The sequence below is a fragment of the Streptomyces sp. NPDC050433 genome, from assembly GCF_044458565.1.
In the GTDB taxonomy this organism is placed as follows: domain Bacteria; phylum Actinomycetota; class Actinomycetes; order Streptomycetales; family Streptomycetaceae; genus Streptomyces.
Map to the genome: position 1 here is coordinate 15,219 of NZ_JBITIB010000036.1, position 16,828 is coordinate 32,046.

Consider the following 16,828-nt stretch of genomic DNA (forward strand, 5'->3'; position numbering starts at 1 on the left):
GACGACGGCAGTGACGGTGGGGGCGTACGCGCCGAAGGCACCCACCCCTGGTCCCGGATGTTCCCCGAGGGCCACGGACCGGCGGCCGACCCCGCCGGATCGCACTTCGAGCGCCGTATCCGCAGCTTCCAGCCGCGCCGCAGCCGCGTGACGACCGGACAGGCCGACGTCCTGCGGCGGCTCTGGCCCTCCTGGGGCCTGGAAATAGACGGGCGGCGGGTCCTCGATCTCGACGCGCTGTTCGGCGGGCTGCCCGTCGTCCTGGAGATCGGCTTCGGGATGGGCGAGGCCACGGCGCGGATGGCCGCCGACGACCCGGCCACCGGGATCCTCGCCGCCGACGTCCACACGCCGGGGCAGGGCAACCTCCTGCGTCTCGCCGAGCGGAACGGGCTGTCCAACATCCGCGTGGCCAACGGCGACGCGATCATCCTGCTGCGGGAGATGCTGGCGCCCGCCTCGCTGGACGGGCTGCGCGTGTACTTCCCCGACCCGTGGCCCAAGACTCGCCACCACAAACGGCGGCTGATCCAGCCCGACTTCCTCACGCTCGCCGCGCCCCGGCTGAAGCCCGGTGCCGTGCTGCACTGCGCGACCGACTGGGAGCCGTACGCCGAGCAGATGCTCGACGTACTGACCGCGCACCCCGCCTTCGAGAACACCGCCCCCGATGGCGGCTACGCGCCACGGCCCGAATTCCGGCCGCTCACGCGGTTCGAGGGCCAGGGTCTGGACAAGGGGCATGCCGTACGTGACCTGGTCTTCCGCCGCGTCGCGGACGGCGTACCGGCCGGGTAGCACGGTGGCCGGGACGGGGCAGGCGCCATCGCGCGGTGTCAGTGGTGCTCGTTAGGGTCATCAGGTGTCCGAAGCGTCCCGACCACCCCCGCAGCACCCCCACCCGGCGATCCCCGGAGCCGAGCAGCAACAGCAGCTCGGTGACATGTGGGCCGCCGTGCCCGAGCGTTCCCGCTGGCGGTACCTGCCGCAGCGCCCGTTCTGGCGGCGCCCGGCCGTGCGCGCGGGCGCGGTGGTCATCCTGCTCACGCTCTGCGGTCTGCTGATCCTCGCCCTCGTACGGGAACAGACCGGCACCCAGGGCTTCCTCGTCGGTCTCGGTCTGGCGGTCCTGCCCGTGCCGCTGCTGATGGCGGCCTTCCGCTGGCTGGACCGGGTCGAGCCGGGGCCCTGGCGGAATCTGCTCTTCTCCTTCGCCTGGGGCGCCTGCGCCGCCGCCCTCGTGGCGATCACGGCGAACTCCTTCGCGACCCAGTGGATAGCCACCGCCACCGCCGACCCCGCCGGTGCGGAGTCACTGGGGGCCACGGTGGTCGCGCCGATCGTCGAGGAGAGCGCGAAGGCCGCCGCGATCCTGCTGATCTTCCTCTTCCGGCGGCGGTCCTTCACCGGTCTCGTCGACGGAGTCGTCGTGGCCGGCTTCACCGCGACCGGCTTCGCCTTCACCGAGAACATCCTCTATCTCGGCAGCGCCTTCGGTGAGGACCAGCAGATCGGCAACTCGGGCCTCGCGTCGGTGACCGCGGCGACCTTCTTCGTACGGGTGGTGATGTCGCCGTTCGCGCATCCCCTCTTCACGGTCCTGACGGGCATCGGCTTCGGCATGGCCGCCCTCGCCACCCGCCGCCAGCGCGTGCGCCGTTGGCTGCTGCCGGTGCTCGGCCTCGTGCTGGCCATGGGCGTGCACGCGCTGTGGAACGGCTCCACGTCGCTGTTCGGCCCGTACGGCTTCTACGCGGTGTACGCGGCCTTCATGCTCCCCGCCTTCGCCCTGCTGACCTGGCTGGCGATATGGAGCCGACAGCGCGAACTGCGCACGGTCGCGGACGAGTTGCCCGCGTACGCGGCGGCCGGCTGGCTCGCGGAGACCGAACCGCTCGCGCTGTCCTCGATGCGGGCGCGCTCGATGGCACGCGACATGGCGGGCCGTACGTACGGGCCGTCGGCGGCCCGCGCGGTCGGCGAGTACCAGGCGTTCGCGACCGCTCTGGCGTTCCTGCGCCACCGGGCGGGGCGCGGCACCGCGGGCCCGGACTTCGTCGAGCGCGAGCAGGAGTTGCTGCACCACCTGTGGCAGCGCCGGGAAATGGCGTCGCCCGCGCTGGCGTACGCGGCGCGGGCGACGGGGCGGGTGTGGACGCCGCCGCCGTACATCGACTACGGCGGCTACAACCCGTATCGGAGCTAGAGAGCCGGAGAGTTCAGGGCGGGATTCATGACGGGCTTCAGGGCGTGAGGCCCTTGCTGCGCAGCCAGCTCATCGGGTCGATCCCGCTGCCGCCCGCGGTGTGGACCTCCAGGTGCAGGTGCGCGCCGGTGACATTGCCGGTGGCTCCCACGCGCCCGACGGTCTCGCCGGTGGTGACCTTCTGGCCGACGCCGACGGTCATCGAGGACAGGTGGGCGTACCAGATCTCCGTACCGTCCTCCAGCTCCAGCACCACGCGGTAGCCGTACGACCCCGACCAGCCCGCCGACTTGACGGTGCCGCTGTGAACGGCCTTGGTGGGCGTGCCCGCCGACGCGGCGAAGTCCAGGCCGGTGTGCTGGCCGGAGGACCACATGGAGCCGGCCTGGCCGTAGGTGGAGGTGAGCGTGTACGAGGAGGTGGGGAGCGAGAAGCTGGCGGCCAGCTTCTCCAGGCGCTCCTGCTCGGCCTTGGCCTCGGCCGCTTCCTTCGCCTTGCGCCTCTCCTCGGCGGCCTTCGCCTCGGCCTCGGTCTGCTGCTTCTTGGCCTCCGCCGCGGCCTTCTGAGCGGCGGCGGCCTCGACGCTCGCCTTCTGGGCCGCGTCGGCCTCGGCCTGCTGCTGCTCCGCCTGCTGGAGGATGCGGGCGCGCAGCGCCTCGCCGGAGTCGGTGGTGCCCTGCTGCGCGTCGGCGGCGGTGAGGCCCGCCGTGGTCAGCGGGGAGGGTGTCTCGTCGCTCTTCTTGTCGCCGCCGGACATGAAAGACCCGACGCCGGGAAGGGACTTGGCGTCGGGGAGATTGTCCGAGATCGAGTCGGGAAGTGATATCGAGACCGCGGGCTTGTCCTGGGCGGAGGCGATGCCTCCCGCGCCGACCGCGGCGATGACGCCCACGCCGAGGACCGTGGAGCTGCGGGCGAGAGCGTTGCGCTGCTTGGCGACACGGTGCTTGCCGCGTACGGGACGGACGGACTCCGCGGTGGGATTCCACTCCTCCCAGTCCCTGTTCACCTCGCCGTCGGCTCGATCGGTGCCGTCGAACCGGCTTCCGGGGCCGAAATGGAGCGGGACTGAGGCTTCGGGGGCAGGCCTGTTGGACGCCACTGAGGCGCTCTCCTTTCCTTCCTTCTCGCCTACCGGGTTAGCTGACGGGTTCGGAGCAGGAAGGTCTCCTACGAGCGCTGCTCGCCGCACGAGGCAGCAAGTGACGCCCGATTCACCCCAATTGGTGGTTCCCCGGTTTCCTTGCGGAATTCGGCGCGTGCAGCACGGTGCCGTCTCTTTCGACGGCTGGGACAACCGCGCTGCGTTATCGAACGTTAATAGACGACCGGGGCTTATTCCAAGCTGTTCCGGGTGATCGTTAGCGATCGCGGCCCGGATCAACCAGGACACAAGCGGGCGGAGTCGGGCGAGTTGATCGCCCTTCGGACCGTGTGGGATCACACAGTCGACCTGACGGTGCGTCAAATGTTATGCGGAGTGATGCGCTTCAACTACGCAGCGTGGCGGGCGAGATGACGGCGCACCGCGCGGAGTCGCGCGGAGACCGCGCGGAGATAGTGAAAAGGCCGCGAGAAGACGGGATTCACGGCACGACCGGCATCGTCCGGCGCCGCTCCGGCTGCCTCTCGGTGGGCCGGGTGACGGCGAGCAGCGCCATGTCGTCCGTGGTGGCGCCGCCGGTGTGCAGCCGTACGTCCCCGACGACCGCCTCCAGCAGTTCGTCGGGGCCGGGGAAGATTCGTCCCGCGAGCCGTTCGCGCGGGTTGTAGAAGACGCCCGCCGCGTTGCGCGCCTCGGTGAGCCCGTCCGTGTAGAGGAGCAGCGTCGCCCCGGACAGGTAGGGCATCTCGTCGGCGCGGTCCGGCCAGGTCCCCAGCTCCCCCATCCCGAGCGGCAGCGCCGGTTCTGTGGTGGCCAGCACGGTCAGTCCGCCGTCGGGCGCGAGCAGCAGCGGCTCCGGGTGCCCGCGGTTGACCACGCGCACCGTGCCCGCGGCGTGCGGGATCTCGGCCAGTACGGCGGTGGTGAAGCCCTCGAACAGATCGATCCCGCTGCGCCGGGTGCCTTCGCGCGCCAGCGCCCGCTCCAGCCGCTGCGCGACCCCTTCGAGCGACCGCTCCTGCTCGGCGGCTTCCCGGAACGCGCCGATGATGACGGCCACGGTCTCGACGGCGCCCATCCCCTTGCCGCGGACATCGCCGACCACCAGCCGTACCCCGTGCTCCGTGTCCTGGACGGCGAACAGGTCACCGCCGATGAACGCGCCCTTCTCCGCGGCCTCGTACCGCGCGGCGATGTGCAGACCGCCTATCCGGGGGGCCGGCGTCGGCAGGACGGCGCGCTGGGCCGCCTCGGCGATGACCCGTGCCGAGGCCAGGCGCTCGCCGCTCCGGCGTACGACACCGTTGATGGCCAGCGCGAGGACGGAGACCGTGAAGACGGTCAGCAACTCGGTGATCGTCACGATCGCGGCCACCCTGTTGTTGTAGAAGTACAGCCCGATGATGGCGGCGATCGACACGATGCCGACGAGGAGGGTACGCGCGAACGAGAAAAACGGGGCTGCGACCAGCGGCGCCGCCGAGAAGAGCGGGGAAGCGGTGATGGCTGCCGGGGTCGATTGGTCCAGGATGATCGCCACCACGATGATCAGACCGGGCAGGATCTCCACGAACCGATTCGCCGGTCGGGCGGCGTGCCGGCCGCGCCGCCGCCCGACCGGGCGGGGGTCCTCGGAGCCGAAGCCCGCGGGGAGCCTGTCGCCCTGACGCGAGTTGCTCCAGGTGGAGGCGTCCGAAGGCGAGTCGGCCTCGCGGAGGTCGGTATCGGCGCGCTGGAAGCCGCGCCGGACCCCGTGCCGGACCCCGTGCCGGACTCTGTTACTGAAACCGCGGAGCCTGCTGGACAGGCGGGGACGGCGGTCGACACTCCCGGCGGGACGGTCGTCGCTCCCGCCGCCCGCCGACCCGTCGTCTCCACTGTCTCTCAGGCGCCCCACCAGTGGTCTCCTGCCCCGTGCGTCGACGGCTGCGGACGGTACCGCACCCTCCCCAGGCTGGCCCCTCACGCGCGGAGCGGCTACCCGCCGACGACCGACTGGGCTATCGACGGGCAGCCGCCCGGCGCGACGCGGGCGCGCCCGAGTGGCAGCGGGTCAGTCGGTGAGGTGCCGCTCGGCGTACACCTTCATCGCGTCCCGTACGAGGACGGCCGTGCCCTCCGCGTGGGTGTCGTAGTTGCGGCCGAAGCGCGGGTCGTCGACGTACATGGCGGTGACGCCGATGACGTACGACCTGGTGGGACTCGTCGTGGCGGACAGCCACTCGCAGTGCCTGCGGGCGATGGCCTGCGCCTCGTCGCTGTCGGCGGCGAGACCGTCCTTCTTGGCCTGCCCCCAGTCGCGGGCGATGTTCTCGTGCCGGTCCTTGAACTCCTCGCGCTCGCTCTCGCTCAGCGACCGCCACCAGCGGTCTCCCTCCTCGTACGCCTTCCGGCCCCACCGCTCGGTCACCTCCTGCTCGTAGCGGGTGTGATCGAAGCCGTCGAGAATTTCCTCGGCCATGAGCTGTTCTCCCCTCTCGGTCTTGTGGAGAGTGGTCCGCACCGACGCGATGAGACGTCCCACGCGCTCACGCTCCTGTTCGAGCAGCGCGAGATGGGTGCGCAGGGCGGCAGCCGTGTCCCGTTGGCCGTCAAGGATCTCGGCGATCGCGGGCAGGCCGAGGCCCAGCTCACGCAGCAGCAGGATGCGCTGCAACCGGACGAGGGCGTCCTGGTCGTAGTAGCGGTAACCGTTGCTGCCGACCCTGCTCGGGTCCAGCAGCCCCAGCTCGCCGTAGTGCCTGAGCGTGCGGCTCGTCGTGCCGGCCTTCTTCGCGATGTCCTGGATCGACCACTCCATGACCGAAACGCTAAATCTTGACGTTGCGTAAAGGTCAAGCGCGATCGAACACACGGGCACGAGCGGGACGACGAAGGCCCGGATCCTGATCGGATCCGGGCCTTCGTCCTCTGCCAGTAGCGGGGACAGGATTTGAACCTGCGACCTCTGGGTTATGAGCCCAGCGAGCTACCGAGCTGCTCCACCCCGCGTCGGTGAACGCAACACTACGCCATCCGGACCAAGATCATCTCCATTTACCCGCTCACGACCCCGATCGGCCTATGCCGCCTCCACCACATCGGCCCGGACAGCCGAGGCCCACTCGACCAGCAACCGCTGATATTCCTCCTGCTCGGCGGGGGACAGCGCCCGGCCCGCGCGCGCCCACAGGGCACGGATCTCCGCGTTGACGACGGCGGCGGGACGGACGGAAGCACTGACATCAGAGGAAGCTGACATGGAGTAAGGCTACGGCCAGCCACTGACAATCGGCAGAGCGTGTGCCCCTACGCTTACCCCGGTGATCGAAACCATCGTGTTCGACGTCGGCGAGACACTCGTCCGCGACGACCGCTACTGGGCTTCCTGGGCCGACTGGCTCGGCATCCCCCGCCACACCATCTCCGCGCTGGTCGGCGCCGTCACCGCCCAGAGCAGGGACAACGCCGACGCCCTCCGGCTCATCAAGCCGGACATAGATGTCGGCGAGGCGTACCGGGCCAGGGAAGCGGCGGGCCGGGGCGAGCACCTGGACGAGTCCGACCTCTACCCCGACGTACGGCCCGCCCTGGCGGGGCTGCACCGGCTCGGCGCGCGCGTCATCGTCGCCGGAAACCAGACCGGCAAGGCCGGTGAGCTGCTGCGGGGCCTCGATCTGCCCGCCGATCTGGTCGTCACGTCCGGCGAGTGGGGCGTCGCCAAGCCGTCGGCGGAGTTCTTCGCCCGCGTGGTTGAGGCGGCGGACACCGCGCCGGAGCGGATCCTGTACGTCGGTGACCACCCCATGCACGACCTGTTCCCCGCCCAGCGGGCCGGCCTGCGGGCGGCTCATCTGCGGCGCGGGCCCTGGGGCTATCTGACGGCGGACGATCCGGACGTCGTCGCGGCGGCGGACTGGAGGATCGACACCCTCACGCAGCTGACCCCGATCATGGCGGAGCAGCGGCAGCTGACCTGATCGGGGCGGGGCAGCTGGTCACCAGCGACCCAGGCACCCGCTCACCCGGAGCCGTACTCGTGCGGCAGCCCGCCCTGCCACTCCACCCAGGTGGGGTCGTCGAGCAGTTCCCACGCGTCGGGGAGCCCGGCGAGCCGGAGGAATTCGATCAGGTGGTCGTCGTTGTGGGCGAGGCCCATGATCCGGCCGCGGACTGTGACCCGCCGGCCGCCCGTCCCGGACGGCCGGTGTACGACGATCGGTGCGTCACTCATACGCTCAAGAGTGCGACTCCTGGGGCTGGAGCGCAGCCTCGGGGTCCGGTCTTTGCCGTGAGAAGACCGCGTAATGGGCCGCTTACCGCCTCTTCCTCATGATTTGTCGCCGCCCGGATGCGGGATACGGGGGAGGCCCCGATGCTGGGAGGGGAGCAACCCCACGAGGGAGGACGACCCATGTCGATGCTCGACAAACTCAAGGGTCTGGTCAAAGGCCACGAGGACACCGTCCGAAAAGGTGTCGACAAGGCCGGTGACGCCGTCGACAAGAAGACCGGCAACAAGCACAAGAGCCAGGTCGACACGGCCCAGCAGAAGCTCAACGAACAGCTGGGCTCCCAGGACCGGCCCACGCCGGGCGACGACCGCCCGCCGCAGAGCTGACCCCGCACCGCACACGTACATCCCCGAAGGCTCCGACCGGTCCCCCGCTCCGGTCGGAGTCTTCGCGCGCGACGTATGTACGACTGCCGCTGAGACCGGCCGCTACGACAGCGCCGCGTCCACGCCGGCGTACTGCTCCGCGAACTCCCCCGTCGGCTCGATCGGCGTGATGATGTCGATCAACACCCCCGACGGGTCGGCCACGATGAAGTGCCGCTGCCCGAAGTCCTCGCTGCGCAGCGGGAGTACGGGGGTCAGCCCCTCGCCGTCGACGAGCCGCGTCCACTCGGCGTCGACGTCCGCCACCTCGAAGTTGAGGAGCAGCCCCTGGACGGGCTTGCCGAAACCCTCGGGCAGTGTGGGGTGGGTGGGGTCGAGGAGCGCGAGTTCGTACGGGACCGCGCCCGGCCGCCGCAGGCTCACGTACCAGTCCGCCTCGAACGTCGTCCGGAAGCCCAGCAGCCGGGTGTAGAAATCGCGGGACTCCTGGAGCCGCGCGGTGGCGATCACGGGATAGAAGCTGGTCAGCTCCATGGCGAATTCCTTTCGCATACCATCGGTACGCGAACGACGCTATTCGCATACCGTCGGTATGTCAATCGGAGAGGGCGGGACGCGATGCCGCAGGAGCAGGAGCAACGGCCAGTGCAAGGGCAAGGGCAAGGCACCAGGGCCCGGCAGCGGGAGCAGACCCGGCAGGCTCTGCTGCGCGAGGGCCGGAGGCTCTTCGCGGAGGTCGGTTACGGGGCGGTGAGCCTCGCGGAGATCGTCGCCGCCGCCGGAGTGACCAAGGGTGCGCTCTACCACCACTTCGACAGCAAGACCGCGCTCTTCCGCGCCGTACTGCGCGACGTCCAGGAGGAGGTCGGCGTCCGCGTCGCGGAGGTGGCCGACGCGCGGGACGACTCCTGGGACCAACTGGTCGCGGGCTGCCAGGAGTTCATCACCGCGACGACGGCCCCCGACATTCAGCGGATCATGCTCGTCGACGGGCCCGCCGTACTGGGCTGGAACGAGTGGCGGACGATGGACGAGGCGTCGTCGGCCCGTCACCTGACGGAGGCGCTGGCGGCGCTCGTGGACGAGGGCGTGATCGCCGCACAGCCGGTGGCGCCCCTCGCTCATCTGCTGTCGGGCGCGATGAACGAGGCGGCGCTCTGGCTGGCGACCTCGGCGGACCCGGCGGACCTCGCCGACACGAGGGCGGCGCTGGGGCGATTGCTCGACGGGCTACGGGTTCTCAGCGGGTGAGGAGGTCCCGCAGGGCCTCGACCACCTCTCCCGGTGCCTCCTCGGGCATGAAGTGGCCGCAGGAGACGGTCGTGTGCCGCAGATCGGGCGCCCAGGCGCGCCACCGCGCGGCGGCGTCGAAGCCCAGGGCCGTACCCCAGTCCTGCTGGAGGACGGAGACCGGCATCCGCAGCTGATTCCCGGCGTCGCGGTCGGCCTGGTCGTGCGCGACGTCGATCCCGGCGGACGCGCGGTAGTCGGCGACGATGGAGGGGACGGCGGCGCGGGAGGCCGCCAGATACTCGGCACGGATCTCGGCCGGGATCGCCTCGGGATCTCGGGTCCAGATGTCGAGGAAGTGGCCGAAGAAAGCGTCCGCGCTCGCGCTGATCATCCGCTCGGGCAGGCCGGGCGGCTGCGCCATCAGATAGAGGTGGAAGCCGACGGCGGCACTGGTGCCGTGCATGACGTCCCAGGTGTCCAGCGTGGGCAGGACGTCGAGCGAGCCGAGGTGGGTGATCATCTCCGGGTGGTCGAGGGCGGCGCGGATCGCCACGAGGGCACCCCGGTCGTGGCCCACCAGCGCGAACCGGTCGTGACCCAGGGCGCGGGCGAGCGCGACGACGTCGGCGGCCATGGTGCGCTTGGCGTACGTGACTGCTTCGGCTCCTTCTGCGCCTTCGGTCCCTTCCGCACCTTCGGCCGGCTTGTCGCTGGCGCCGTAACCGCGCAGGTCGGGGCAGATGACCGTGTGATGGGCGGCGAGTTCGACGGCGACGTGCCGCCACATGAGGTGGGTCTGCGGGAAGCCGTGCAGGAGTACGACCGGGCTGCCCGTGCCTCCGACGGCGACGTTGAGGGTGACGTCGCCGGCGACGGGGACGCGCCGGTAGGTGAAGCCGGGGATGGCGGGGTGCATGCTGCGCTCTTTCGTAGGGTGACGGCGTGGTGTCGTGCCTGGCTTCCAGCCTGCGGGCGACGAATCAGCAGTCGGTCAGCGCGACGTGTGACGCGTGACGCGTGACGGGAGAGGGCGGATGGCTCAGGTCCTGTTCGGTGTGCTCGGTCCCGTGACCGCCGAAGGCGAGAGTGGCCCGATCGCCCTCAAGGGCCCGCGCCACCGCGCCGTACTGGCCCGTCTGATCGTCGCCCGCCGCCGAGTCGTCCCCGTCGGCCGGCTGGTCGCCGACCTGTGGCCGGACGACGACCCGCCGCCGCCCGGCGCGGTCGGCGCCGTACAGACCTTCGTGGCCGCGCTCCGCCGCGCCCTGGAACCGGACCGCCGACCCCGTACCCCCGCCCGCCTGCTGGTCACCGAAGGCCCCGGATACGCGCTGCGCGCCGGGCCGGACGCCGTCGACGCCTGGCGTTTCGAGACGGCCGTCGGCGAGGCGGCGGAGCTGCCGCCCGCGCGGGCGCTGCGACGGCTCGACGAGGCGCTGGATCTGTGGCGGGGGCCCGCGTACGCCGACTTCGCACAGGAGGAGTGGGTACGGGGCGAACGCGCCCGCCTGGCCGAGCTGCGGCTCCGGTCCGTCGAGCGCAGGGCCGAGGCGCAGCTGGCCGTCGGCCTCCCCGCCGAAGCGGTCCCCGACCTGGACGCGCATCTGGCCGACCATCCCTGGCGCGAGGACGCGTGGCGGCTGCTGGCGCTGGCGCTGTACCGGACGGGCCGTCAGGGGGACGCGCTGGCGGTCCTGCGACGGGCCCGGTCGACGCTGGTGGAACAACTCGGCCTGGATCCGGGGCCGGGGCTGCGCGCACTTGAAGCGGGCGTGCTGGCGCAGGATCCGGCGCTGGAGACCGGGTACGCGCCGGGCGCCGACGCCGGCGATCCCACCAGGACAGCGGCGCGCCTGTGGAGCCGGGCGGCGGAGGCGTACGACCGCACGGTCGCGGCCGGCGCCCGTGCCCGCCTGGAGACGACGGTGGGTCTGCTCCGCGACCTGGCGGTGACCGGCGGCGGCGGTCTGACGGCAGCCCGCGAACACCGTCTGGCGGCGGTGGCCGCCGCCGAGGAGTTCGGCGACCCGGAGCTGACGGGCCGGGTGATCGGTGCCTTCGACGTCCCCGCGATCTGGACGCGCGGCGACGATCCGGAACTGGCACGGCAGATCGTCGCCGCGGCCGAGCGCACGCTGGCGGCGCTGCCTGCCGGACGCGGGGGGAGCGAGACGCGCGGAACGTACGACGGACACGAGATGCCCGGCACGCGCCGCGAGGACGAGGCGCACAGCATGTCCGCCACGCATCCCGAGCACGACCGAAACGGCACGCACAGCACACACCGCGAGCAAGACACGCACACCACGCGCCGCGGGCGCGATATGTACACCACGCACGACGCACACAGCCCGCACCGCAGGCACGACGGACACGACATGCCCGACACGCGCCGCGAGCACGAGACGCGCAGCCCGTCAGAAACGCACCGCACGCACAGCCCAGACCGCGAGCACGGCACGCACCCCACCTACGGCCCCTACAACACGCACGACGCCGTGCGCTGTCGGCTCCTCGCCACCGTCGCCGTCGAGATGCGGGGATCGCACTCCTCGCGCGGCCCGCAGGCCGCGAGCCAGGCGGAGGCGATCGCGCGCCGTCTCGACGACCCGGCGCTGCTGGCGTTCGCGCTGAACGGCACGTTCATGCAGTCCTTCACCCGCGCGGGCCTCGCACCCCGCCGTGCCGGCATCGGCGCCGAGCTGGTCGCTCTCGGCGCCCGGCACGGCCTGGTGACCTTCGAGGTGCTCGGCCATCTGATCAGCCTTCAGGCGCACAGCGCACTCGGCGGCTTCCCGGCCGCCGACACCCACGCCACCGCCGCCGACCGCCTGGCCGCGCTCCACGAACTCCCGCTGGTGAGCGTCTTCACCCAGTGGTACGGCGCGTTGCGGCTGTCCGCGTCCGGGGACCTCGCCGGAGCGAGGTCGGCGTACGAAACGGCCGCCATCGGCCTCCCGGACGCCGGGATGCCGGGCCTGACCCATGGCCTGCTGCCGCTCGCCCGCCTGTCGCTTCACTTCTCCGACGGCCCCGCCCTGCCCCCGCGCGACGCGGTCGAGTCGCGGGCGGACTGGGGACCGTACCGCCCCTGGATCACCCCGCTCGCTGCTCTCTCCACCGGCGACCGCCCCGCCGCCCTGCGTGCGCTGCGCGCGCTGCCGGAGCCGCCCCGCGACCTGCTGTACGAGGCCTGCTGCTGCCTGGAGGCGACGGCGGCGCTGACGCTCGCCGACCATGCCGCGCTCACCCGCGTCCGCGACCGCCTGCTCCCGGCGTCCAGCGAACTCGCGGGCGCGGGCAGTGGGTTGCTCACGCTGGGCCCGGTGGCGCGCTACCTCGCGGCGATCGACGAAGCGCTGCGGAGCTGAGCTGAGGAGCCGAGCCCGATTCACCGTGTGCGCAGGCGTACGGAGGCGGAGGCGCGCACCATGACCCGTATGACGATCAAAACCTTCGCCCTCGGCGGAGACCTGACCATCAACCGGCTCGGCTTCGGCGCGATGCGCCTGGCCATGAGCAGCCTCGACGGCCCGGCGCGCGCTCCCGAGAGCGGCGTCGCGGTGCTCCGGCGGGCCGTGGAGCTGGGCGTGAACCACATCGACACGGCCGGCTTCTACGGCAGGGGCGTGGTGCCCGCCAACGAGCAGATCCGTACGGCGCTGGCCCCCTACCCCGACGACCTGGTGGTCGCGACGAAGGTCGGCCCGATGCTCGGAGCGGACCGTGTGCCGAGTCGGCAGGCGACGCCTGATCAGCTGCGCGCATTGGTCGAGGCGGACCTGCGCTCGCTCGGTCTCGACCGGCTCGACCTGGTCTATCTGCGGGTGGGCGGGATGACCGGGCCGGGCGGCGAGTCGATCGCGGAGCGGTTCGCCGCGCTGGCGGACCTCCGGGCGGAGGGGCTGATCCGGCACCTGGGCGTCAGCAACGTCGACGCCGCCCAGTTCGCCGAGGCCCGTGCGATCGCGCCCGTGGCTGCGGTGCAGAACCAGTACGCCGACGACATGGCGCTGCTCGCGGAGTGCGAGGCGGCGGGTGTCGCGTACGTGCCGTACTTCCCGATCGGCGGTGGCGGCACCCCGCTCGACACCAAGCGCCTCGACAAGGTCGCGGCCCGCCTGGGCGCGACCACGGCGCAGATCGCGATCGCCGCGCTGCTGGCGACGTCGCCGTCGATTCTGGCGATTCCGGGCACCGGCTCTCTCGACCATCTGGAGGAGAACGTCGCGGCGGGCGAACTCAGCCTCAGCGCCGAGGACCTGGCAGAGGTACGAGGCTGACCACCGCGACCGACGCAGCGCACCGACCGAGCACCGACTGACCACCGGACCGAGCACCGCACCGAGCACCGGCCTCAGGACGCGCCCGCCGGGAGGGGTCCCGAGCGGCCCTGCCTAGATTCCCCGTATGCGTGACAACACCAGGGCCGAGGTCCGCCACATCGCGGCAGCCACCGCGAGCGAGACCGTCATGCGCTACGCCGACGCTCTCGCCCGATCTCCCTACGCCCAGCAGGCCATTGAGGCGACGGCTCACGACGTGGCCACCGAGGTCGCCCGCGCGATCGCCGACGAGCGCGTCGCTCACGCGGACGACATCGTCCGGGCGGCCGAGTCGGCGGCCGGGGACACGGCCACCAAGACCGCTCAGCGCGTCGCCGAGAAGACAGCGTCGAACCTCGCCGACGAGGCCGCGGCCAAGACGTCGGAGGAGACGCGCCGAGCCGTGGACGAGGCACTGACGAAAGCGCGGGCGGAGTGGGAGGAGGCGCGGGAGGCGGCGGCGCGGGAGGCCGGGCAGTTCGCGCGGGACGAGGCGGTACGCGTGGTCGCCGCGACCGTCGCCGATTCCGTGCCGCCCGTCGTGGAGGTCAGGGTGGCGGAGGCCGACCCGGTCCGCGTCACCGGCCACACCCACGCCGTACTGCCGGACGTGCTGCTCGCGCTCGGCGCCGGCTGCCACGTACTGCTGGTGGGCCCGGCCGGCACCGGGAAGTCGATGATGGCACAGCAGGCGGCGCAAGGGTTCGAGCAGGAGTTCCACGCCCTCTCCCTCGGGCCGACGACGCCGATGAGCAAGATCTTCGGTTACTACGACGCCCACGGCCAGTACCACGGAACCCCCTTCCGCAGCGCCTTCGAACACGGCGGGCTGATGCTGCTCGACGAACTGGACAGCGGCCATCCCGGTCTGCTCGCGGAGCTGAATCAGGCCCTGTCCATCCGGTCCTGCGCCTTCGCCGACGGCATGGTCGCCGCGCATCCGGAGTTCCGTCTGATCGCCACCGCGAACACGTACGGCACCGGCGGCGACCGGCAGTACGTGGGCCGCCAGGCGCTGGACGCGGCGACGCTGGACCGGTTCGTCGTCATCGACGTACCGGTCGACGAGGACCTGGAGGAACACATCGCCCTCGCGCACGCGCCCGCCCGGCCGGCGGAGGCCCGCCAAGTGATCGAGGAAGTACGGCGGTTGCGCGCCACGGGGGTCGAGAAGCGGCTGCCCGTGATGTTCTCGCCGCGGGCGAGCATCGACGCGGCCAAGCTTCTTCAGGCGGGGGCGAGCGTGGAGCAGGCGCTGCGCTGGAGGGTGGTGCGGGGCATGTCGGCGGCGCACCGTTCGGCGCTCGGACTGGGAGCGGAGCCGGGACCCGAGCCGGGGGAGGGCGAAGCGTGAGTGCCGACGACCCGCGCGCGTCGGACACCGTCCACGCGCTGCCGCCGATGTGGTCCTGGCAGGAGTTCGTGGACCGCGTCCGGGCCCCCGACACCATCGACGACGGCAGCGGACGCCAAACCCTGGACGACAACGAGTGGACCGGCGCGTCGTGGGCGGAGGCTCTGCGGCTGGCCGAGGACGGGTGGGCCACCGTACTGCCCGACGTGGACGCCGAGGTCGCCGAACTGCGCGAACGGGTCGGGGACGAGGTGCTGACGACGGCCCTCGTCCCCACGTGGGACGTGACCGGCAGCGAGGTGGACGTCGGTGCCTACCTGAGCGGCGCACCGGAGTGCATGGTGGACTCGGTGCCCCAGCGGATCTCGGCACGGGGCCGGGTGGTGACGTTCCTCGTCCCGGCCGGGTACGTCAGCACCACACCGCACTCGGCGGTCTACCACCGGGGCGTGGCCCTGGCCGCCCTGTGCTCGTCGATCATCGCGGCGGGCCACAGCGTCGAGATCTGGTCGGGCTTCTGCCCGTACGTGAGCGACACGGACCGGCACGCGTCGGTGGCCCGCGTGATCTCCCCGGCGGAACCGCTGGACATGGGCCGGCTGATGTTCGTGATGGCCCACCCGGCGATGCTGCGCCGCCTGTGGTTCGCGGTCTGGGACAGCGCCCCCCACCCGGTGGCCCGCCGCATGCACGACGCCAGCTACGGAAGCTCCCCCCTCGGCTGCTATCCGGAGGACCTCCCCACGGGCATCACGGAGCCGTACGTCCTCCCGTACCTCTCCCCGGCGGACAGCCAGTGGGAGTCGGTGGACACGGCACTGGCCTGGTGCCGCGAGATGTTCACGAGCCTGGGCCTGCTGAGGGCCTCCTGAGCACGCGGCCCGCTCCTGGAGGCCCGCTCCCGCACGTCGCGCCGCCGGGCAGTGGTCTTCGGCACGACGGGATTCGCCCTATCGTGGTTCCACATCGGGCAGGAGGTACGACGTGATGAAGGTGGTCCTGCGTTCCGGCAGGTGCCCGAGCGGCGCCGGCGGCTGGTCGGTGGTCGCGTGAGCGAGCTGCGGCTGGGGTCCATGGAGTCCGGTGGGACCAAGGTCGTCTGTCTGGTCGGGTCGGCGCCCGACCGGATCGAGGAGGAGATCCGATTCCCCACCGGGGAGCCGGAACCCACTCTGGCCAGGGCGGTGGCCTTCTTCGAGAAGGCCGCGGCGGTCGCACCGCTGGACGCGGTGGGCGTCGCGTCCTTCGGCCCGCTTGAGCTACGTCGCTCGCACCCCGATTACGGCCGTCTGGCTCCCACCCCCAAACCCGGCTGGACCGGCGTGGACATCGTCGGCACCCTCGCGACCGCGCTCGGTGTGCCCGTGGGGATCCAGACCGATGTCAACGCTGCGGCGCTCGGCGAGGGCCGCTGGGGCGCGGCGCGGGGCTACGACACGTACGTCTATCTGACGGTCGGCACCGGCATCGGGGGCGGTGCGGTCGTGGCCGGACAAGTCATCAACGGCCTGGTGCATACGGAGATGGGCCATGTGACCGTGCCTCGGGTCAGGGGCGACGACTTCCCCGGCACCTGCCCCTTCCACGCGGACTGCTGGGAAGGAATGGCCGGCGGCGAGGCGGTGGCCACCCGCTGGGGAAGTCCCGCCGAGAACCTGACGGGGGAGACCCTGGACAGTGCGCTGCGCATGGAGGCGGCCTACCTTGCCGCCGGGCTGCGGAACATCGTCTACGCCCTTGCGCCCGAACGCATCGTGATCGGGGGAGGCTTGGCCGTACTGCCCGGACTCTTCCCGATGCTCCGGGCCGAACTGGCCCGGACCCTGTCGGGCTACCCCGGACTGGCCGAGCACGCGTCCGACGACTTCGTCGTCCCGGCCGCTCTCGGCCGGCTCGCCGGGCCGGCGGGCGGTCTGGTCCTGGCGGAGCTGGCCGCTCGGGAGGCGGGTAAGGACGCTGCGCGCACGCCCCCGGCAGGAACCACGGGGTAACTCACCGGCTGAAC

At 71.8% G+C, this 16,828-nt stretch carries 17 protein-coding genes, 1 tRNA gene and 1 riboswitch; of the genes, 10 read left to right on the top strand and 8 right to left on the bottom strand.

Annotated features, from left to right (window positions below):
- The first annotated feature begins 57 nt into the window (after positions 1-57).
- Both trmB and ACIBLA_RS32540 read left to right on the top strand, forming a co-directional pair.
- A complete protein-coding gene (gene trmB / locus ACIBLA_RS32535; protein WP_399200748.1) occupies positions 58-798 on the top strand; it encodes a tRNA (guanosine(46)-N7)-methyltransferase TrmB in 741 nt (246 codons plus the stop codon).
- Between the two features lie 145 nt (positions 799-943).
- Complete coding sequence (locus ACIBLA_RS32540; protein ID WP_363245208.1) at positions 944-2,206, top strand: PrsW family intramembrane metalloprotease; 1,263 nt, start codon at positions 944-946, stop codon at positions 2,204-2,206.
- A 37-nt stretch (positions 2,207-2,243) separates the two neighbouring features.
- Here the strand turns inward: ACIBLA_RS32540 and ACIBLA_RS32545 are convergent, their stop codons facing one another.
- The 5 genes from ACIBLA_RS32545 to ACIBLA_RS32565 all read right to left on the bottom strand — a co-directional run bounded on the left by ACIBLA_RS32545 (position 2,244) and on the right by ACIBLA_RS32565 (position 6,552).
- Positions 2,244-3,308, bottom strand: a complete 1,065-nt coding sequence (locus tag ACIBLA_RS32545) for a M23 family metallopeptidase (RefSeq protein ID WP_363245196.1) — start codon at positions 3,306-3,308, stop codon at positions 2,244-2,246.
- An 11-nt stretch (positions 3,309-3,319) separates the two neighbouring features.
- Positions 3,320-3,474, bottom strand: a riboswitch (cyclic di-AMP (ydaO/yuaA leader).
- Between the two features lie 318 nt (positions 3,475-3,792).
- Complete coding sequence (locus ACIBLA_RS32550; protein WP_363245207.1) at positions 3,793-4,881, bottom strand: PP2C family protein-serine/threonine phosphatase; 1,089 nt, start codon at positions 4,879-4,881, stop codon at positions 3,793-3,795.
- 483 nt (positions 4,882-5,364) lie between these two features.
- Positions 5,365-6,111 carry a MerR family transcriptional regulator gene (locus ACIBLA_RS32555; protein ID WP_363245195.1) on the bottom strand — a complete coding sequence of 249 codons (747 nt, stop codon included), beginning with the start codon at positions 6,109-6,111 and terminating at the stop codon, positions 5,365-5,367.
- Between the two features lie 117 nt (positions 6,112-6,228).
- Positions 6,229-6,302: transfer RNA gene (locus tag ACIBLA_RS32560), tRNA-Met, on the bottom strand.
- 70 nt (positions 6,303-6,372) lie between these two features.
- Positions 6,373-6,552, bottom strand: a complete 180-nt coding sequence (locus tag ACIBLA_RS32565; protein ID WP_363245194.1) for a hypothetical protein — start codon at positions 6,550-6,552, stop codon at positions 6,373-6,375.
- A gap of 64 nt (positions 6,553-6,616) precedes the next feature.
- Here ACIBLA_RS32565 and ACIBLA_RS32570 point away from each other — a divergent pair, with 64 nt between their 5' ends.
- Positions 6,617-7,270, top strand: coding sequence for an HAD family hydrolase (locus ACIBLA_RS32570; protein ID WP_363245206.1), 654 nt, complete (start codon positions 6,617-6,619; stop codon positions 7,268-7,270).
- Between the two features lie 41 nt (positions 7,271-7,311).
- Here the strand turns inward: ACIBLA_RS32570 and ACIBLA_RS32575 are convergent, their stop codons facing one another.
- Entirely contained in the window at positions 7,312-7,524 is a 213-nt protein-coding gene (locus tag ACIBLA_RS32575; RefSeq protein ID WP_363245193.1) for a hypothetical protein, read from the bottom strand.
- Between the two features lie 180 nt (positions 7,525-7,704).
- On the opposite strand from ACIBLA_RS32575, the gene ACIBLA_RS32580 reads away from it, so the two are divergent.
- Positions 7,705-7,911, top strand: a complete 207-nt coding sequence (locus ACIBLA_RS32580) for an antitoxin (protein WP_399200715.1) — start codon at positions 7,705-7,707, stop codon at positions 7,909-7,911.
- A 102-nt stretch (positions 7,912-8,013) separates the two neighbouring features.
- Here ACIBLA_RS32580 and ACIBLA_RS32585 read toward each other — a convergent pair whose 3' ends face one another.
- Positions 8,014-8,445, bottom strand: a complete 432-nt coding sequence (locus ACIBLA_RS32585) for a VOC family protein (protein ID WP_399200716.1) — start codon at positions 8,443-8,445, stop codon at positions 8,014-8,016.
- A 111-nt stretch (positions 8,446-8,556) separates the two neighbouring features.
- Between ACIBLA_RS32585 and ACIBLA_RS32590 the strand changes: the two genes are divergently transcribed.
- Positions 8,557-9,162: a TetR/AcrR family transcriptional regulator gene (locus tag ACIBLA_RS32590; RefSeq protein ID WP_399200718.1), complete on the top strand. Its 606-nt coding sequence runs from the start codon at positions 8,557-8,559 to the stop codon at positions 9,160-9,162.
- On the opposite strand, the gene ACIBLA_RS32595 is transcribed toward ACIBLA_RS32590, so the two are convergent.
- Positions 9,152-10,060 (bottom strand): alpha/beta fold hydrolase, encoded by a 909-nt coding sequence (locus ACIBLA_RS32595; protein ID WP_399200719.1) that lies wholly within the window; start codon positions 10,058-10,060, stop codon positions 9,152-9,154. The genes ACIBLA_RS32590 and ACIBLA_RS32595 overlap by 11 nt on opposite strands.
- Before the next feature lie 118 nt (positions 10,061-10,178).
- Between ACIBLA_RS32595 and ACIBLA_RS32600 the strand changes: the two genes are divergently transcribed.
- From ACIBLA_RS32600 to ACIBLA_RS32620, 5 genes are all read left to right on the top strand, one after another.
- Entirely contained in the window at positions 10,179-12,515 is a 2,337-nt protein-coding gene (locus ACIBLA_RS32600; RefSeq protein ID WP_399200720.1) for a BTAD domain-containing putative transcriptional regulator, read from the top strand.
- Between the two features lie 69 nt (positions 12,516-12,584).
- Positions 12,585-13,427 (top strand): oxidoreductase, encoded by an 843-nt coding sequence (locus ACIBLA_RS32605; protein WP_363245186.1) that lies wholly within the window; start codon positions 12,585-12,587, stop codon positions 13,425-13,427.
- 127 nt (positions 13,428-13,554) lie between these two features.
- The gene (locus ACIBLA_RS32610) at positions 13,555-14,823 is read left to right on the top strand and encodes an AAA family ATPase (protein WP_399200722.1); all 1,269 of its coding nucleotides are present in this window, start codon (positions 13,555-13,557) and stop codon (positions 14,821-14,823) included.
- A complete protein-coding gene (locus ACIBLA_RS32615) occupies positions 14,820-15,695 on the top strand; it encodes a hypothetical protein (RefSeq protein ID WP_363245184.1) in 876 nt (291 codons plus the stop codon). Before ACIBLA_RS32610 ends, ACIBLA_RS32615 begins: the two co-directional genes overlap by 4 nt.
- Before the next feature lie 177 nt (positions 15,696-15,872).
- On the top strand, positions 15,873-16,814 hold the full coding sequence (locus ACIBLA_RS32620) for an ROK family protein (RefSeq protein WP_363245183.1): 942 nt from the start codon (positions 15,873-15,875) through the stop codon (positions 16,812-16,814).
- Positions 16,815-16,828 lie beyond the last annotated feature (14 nt).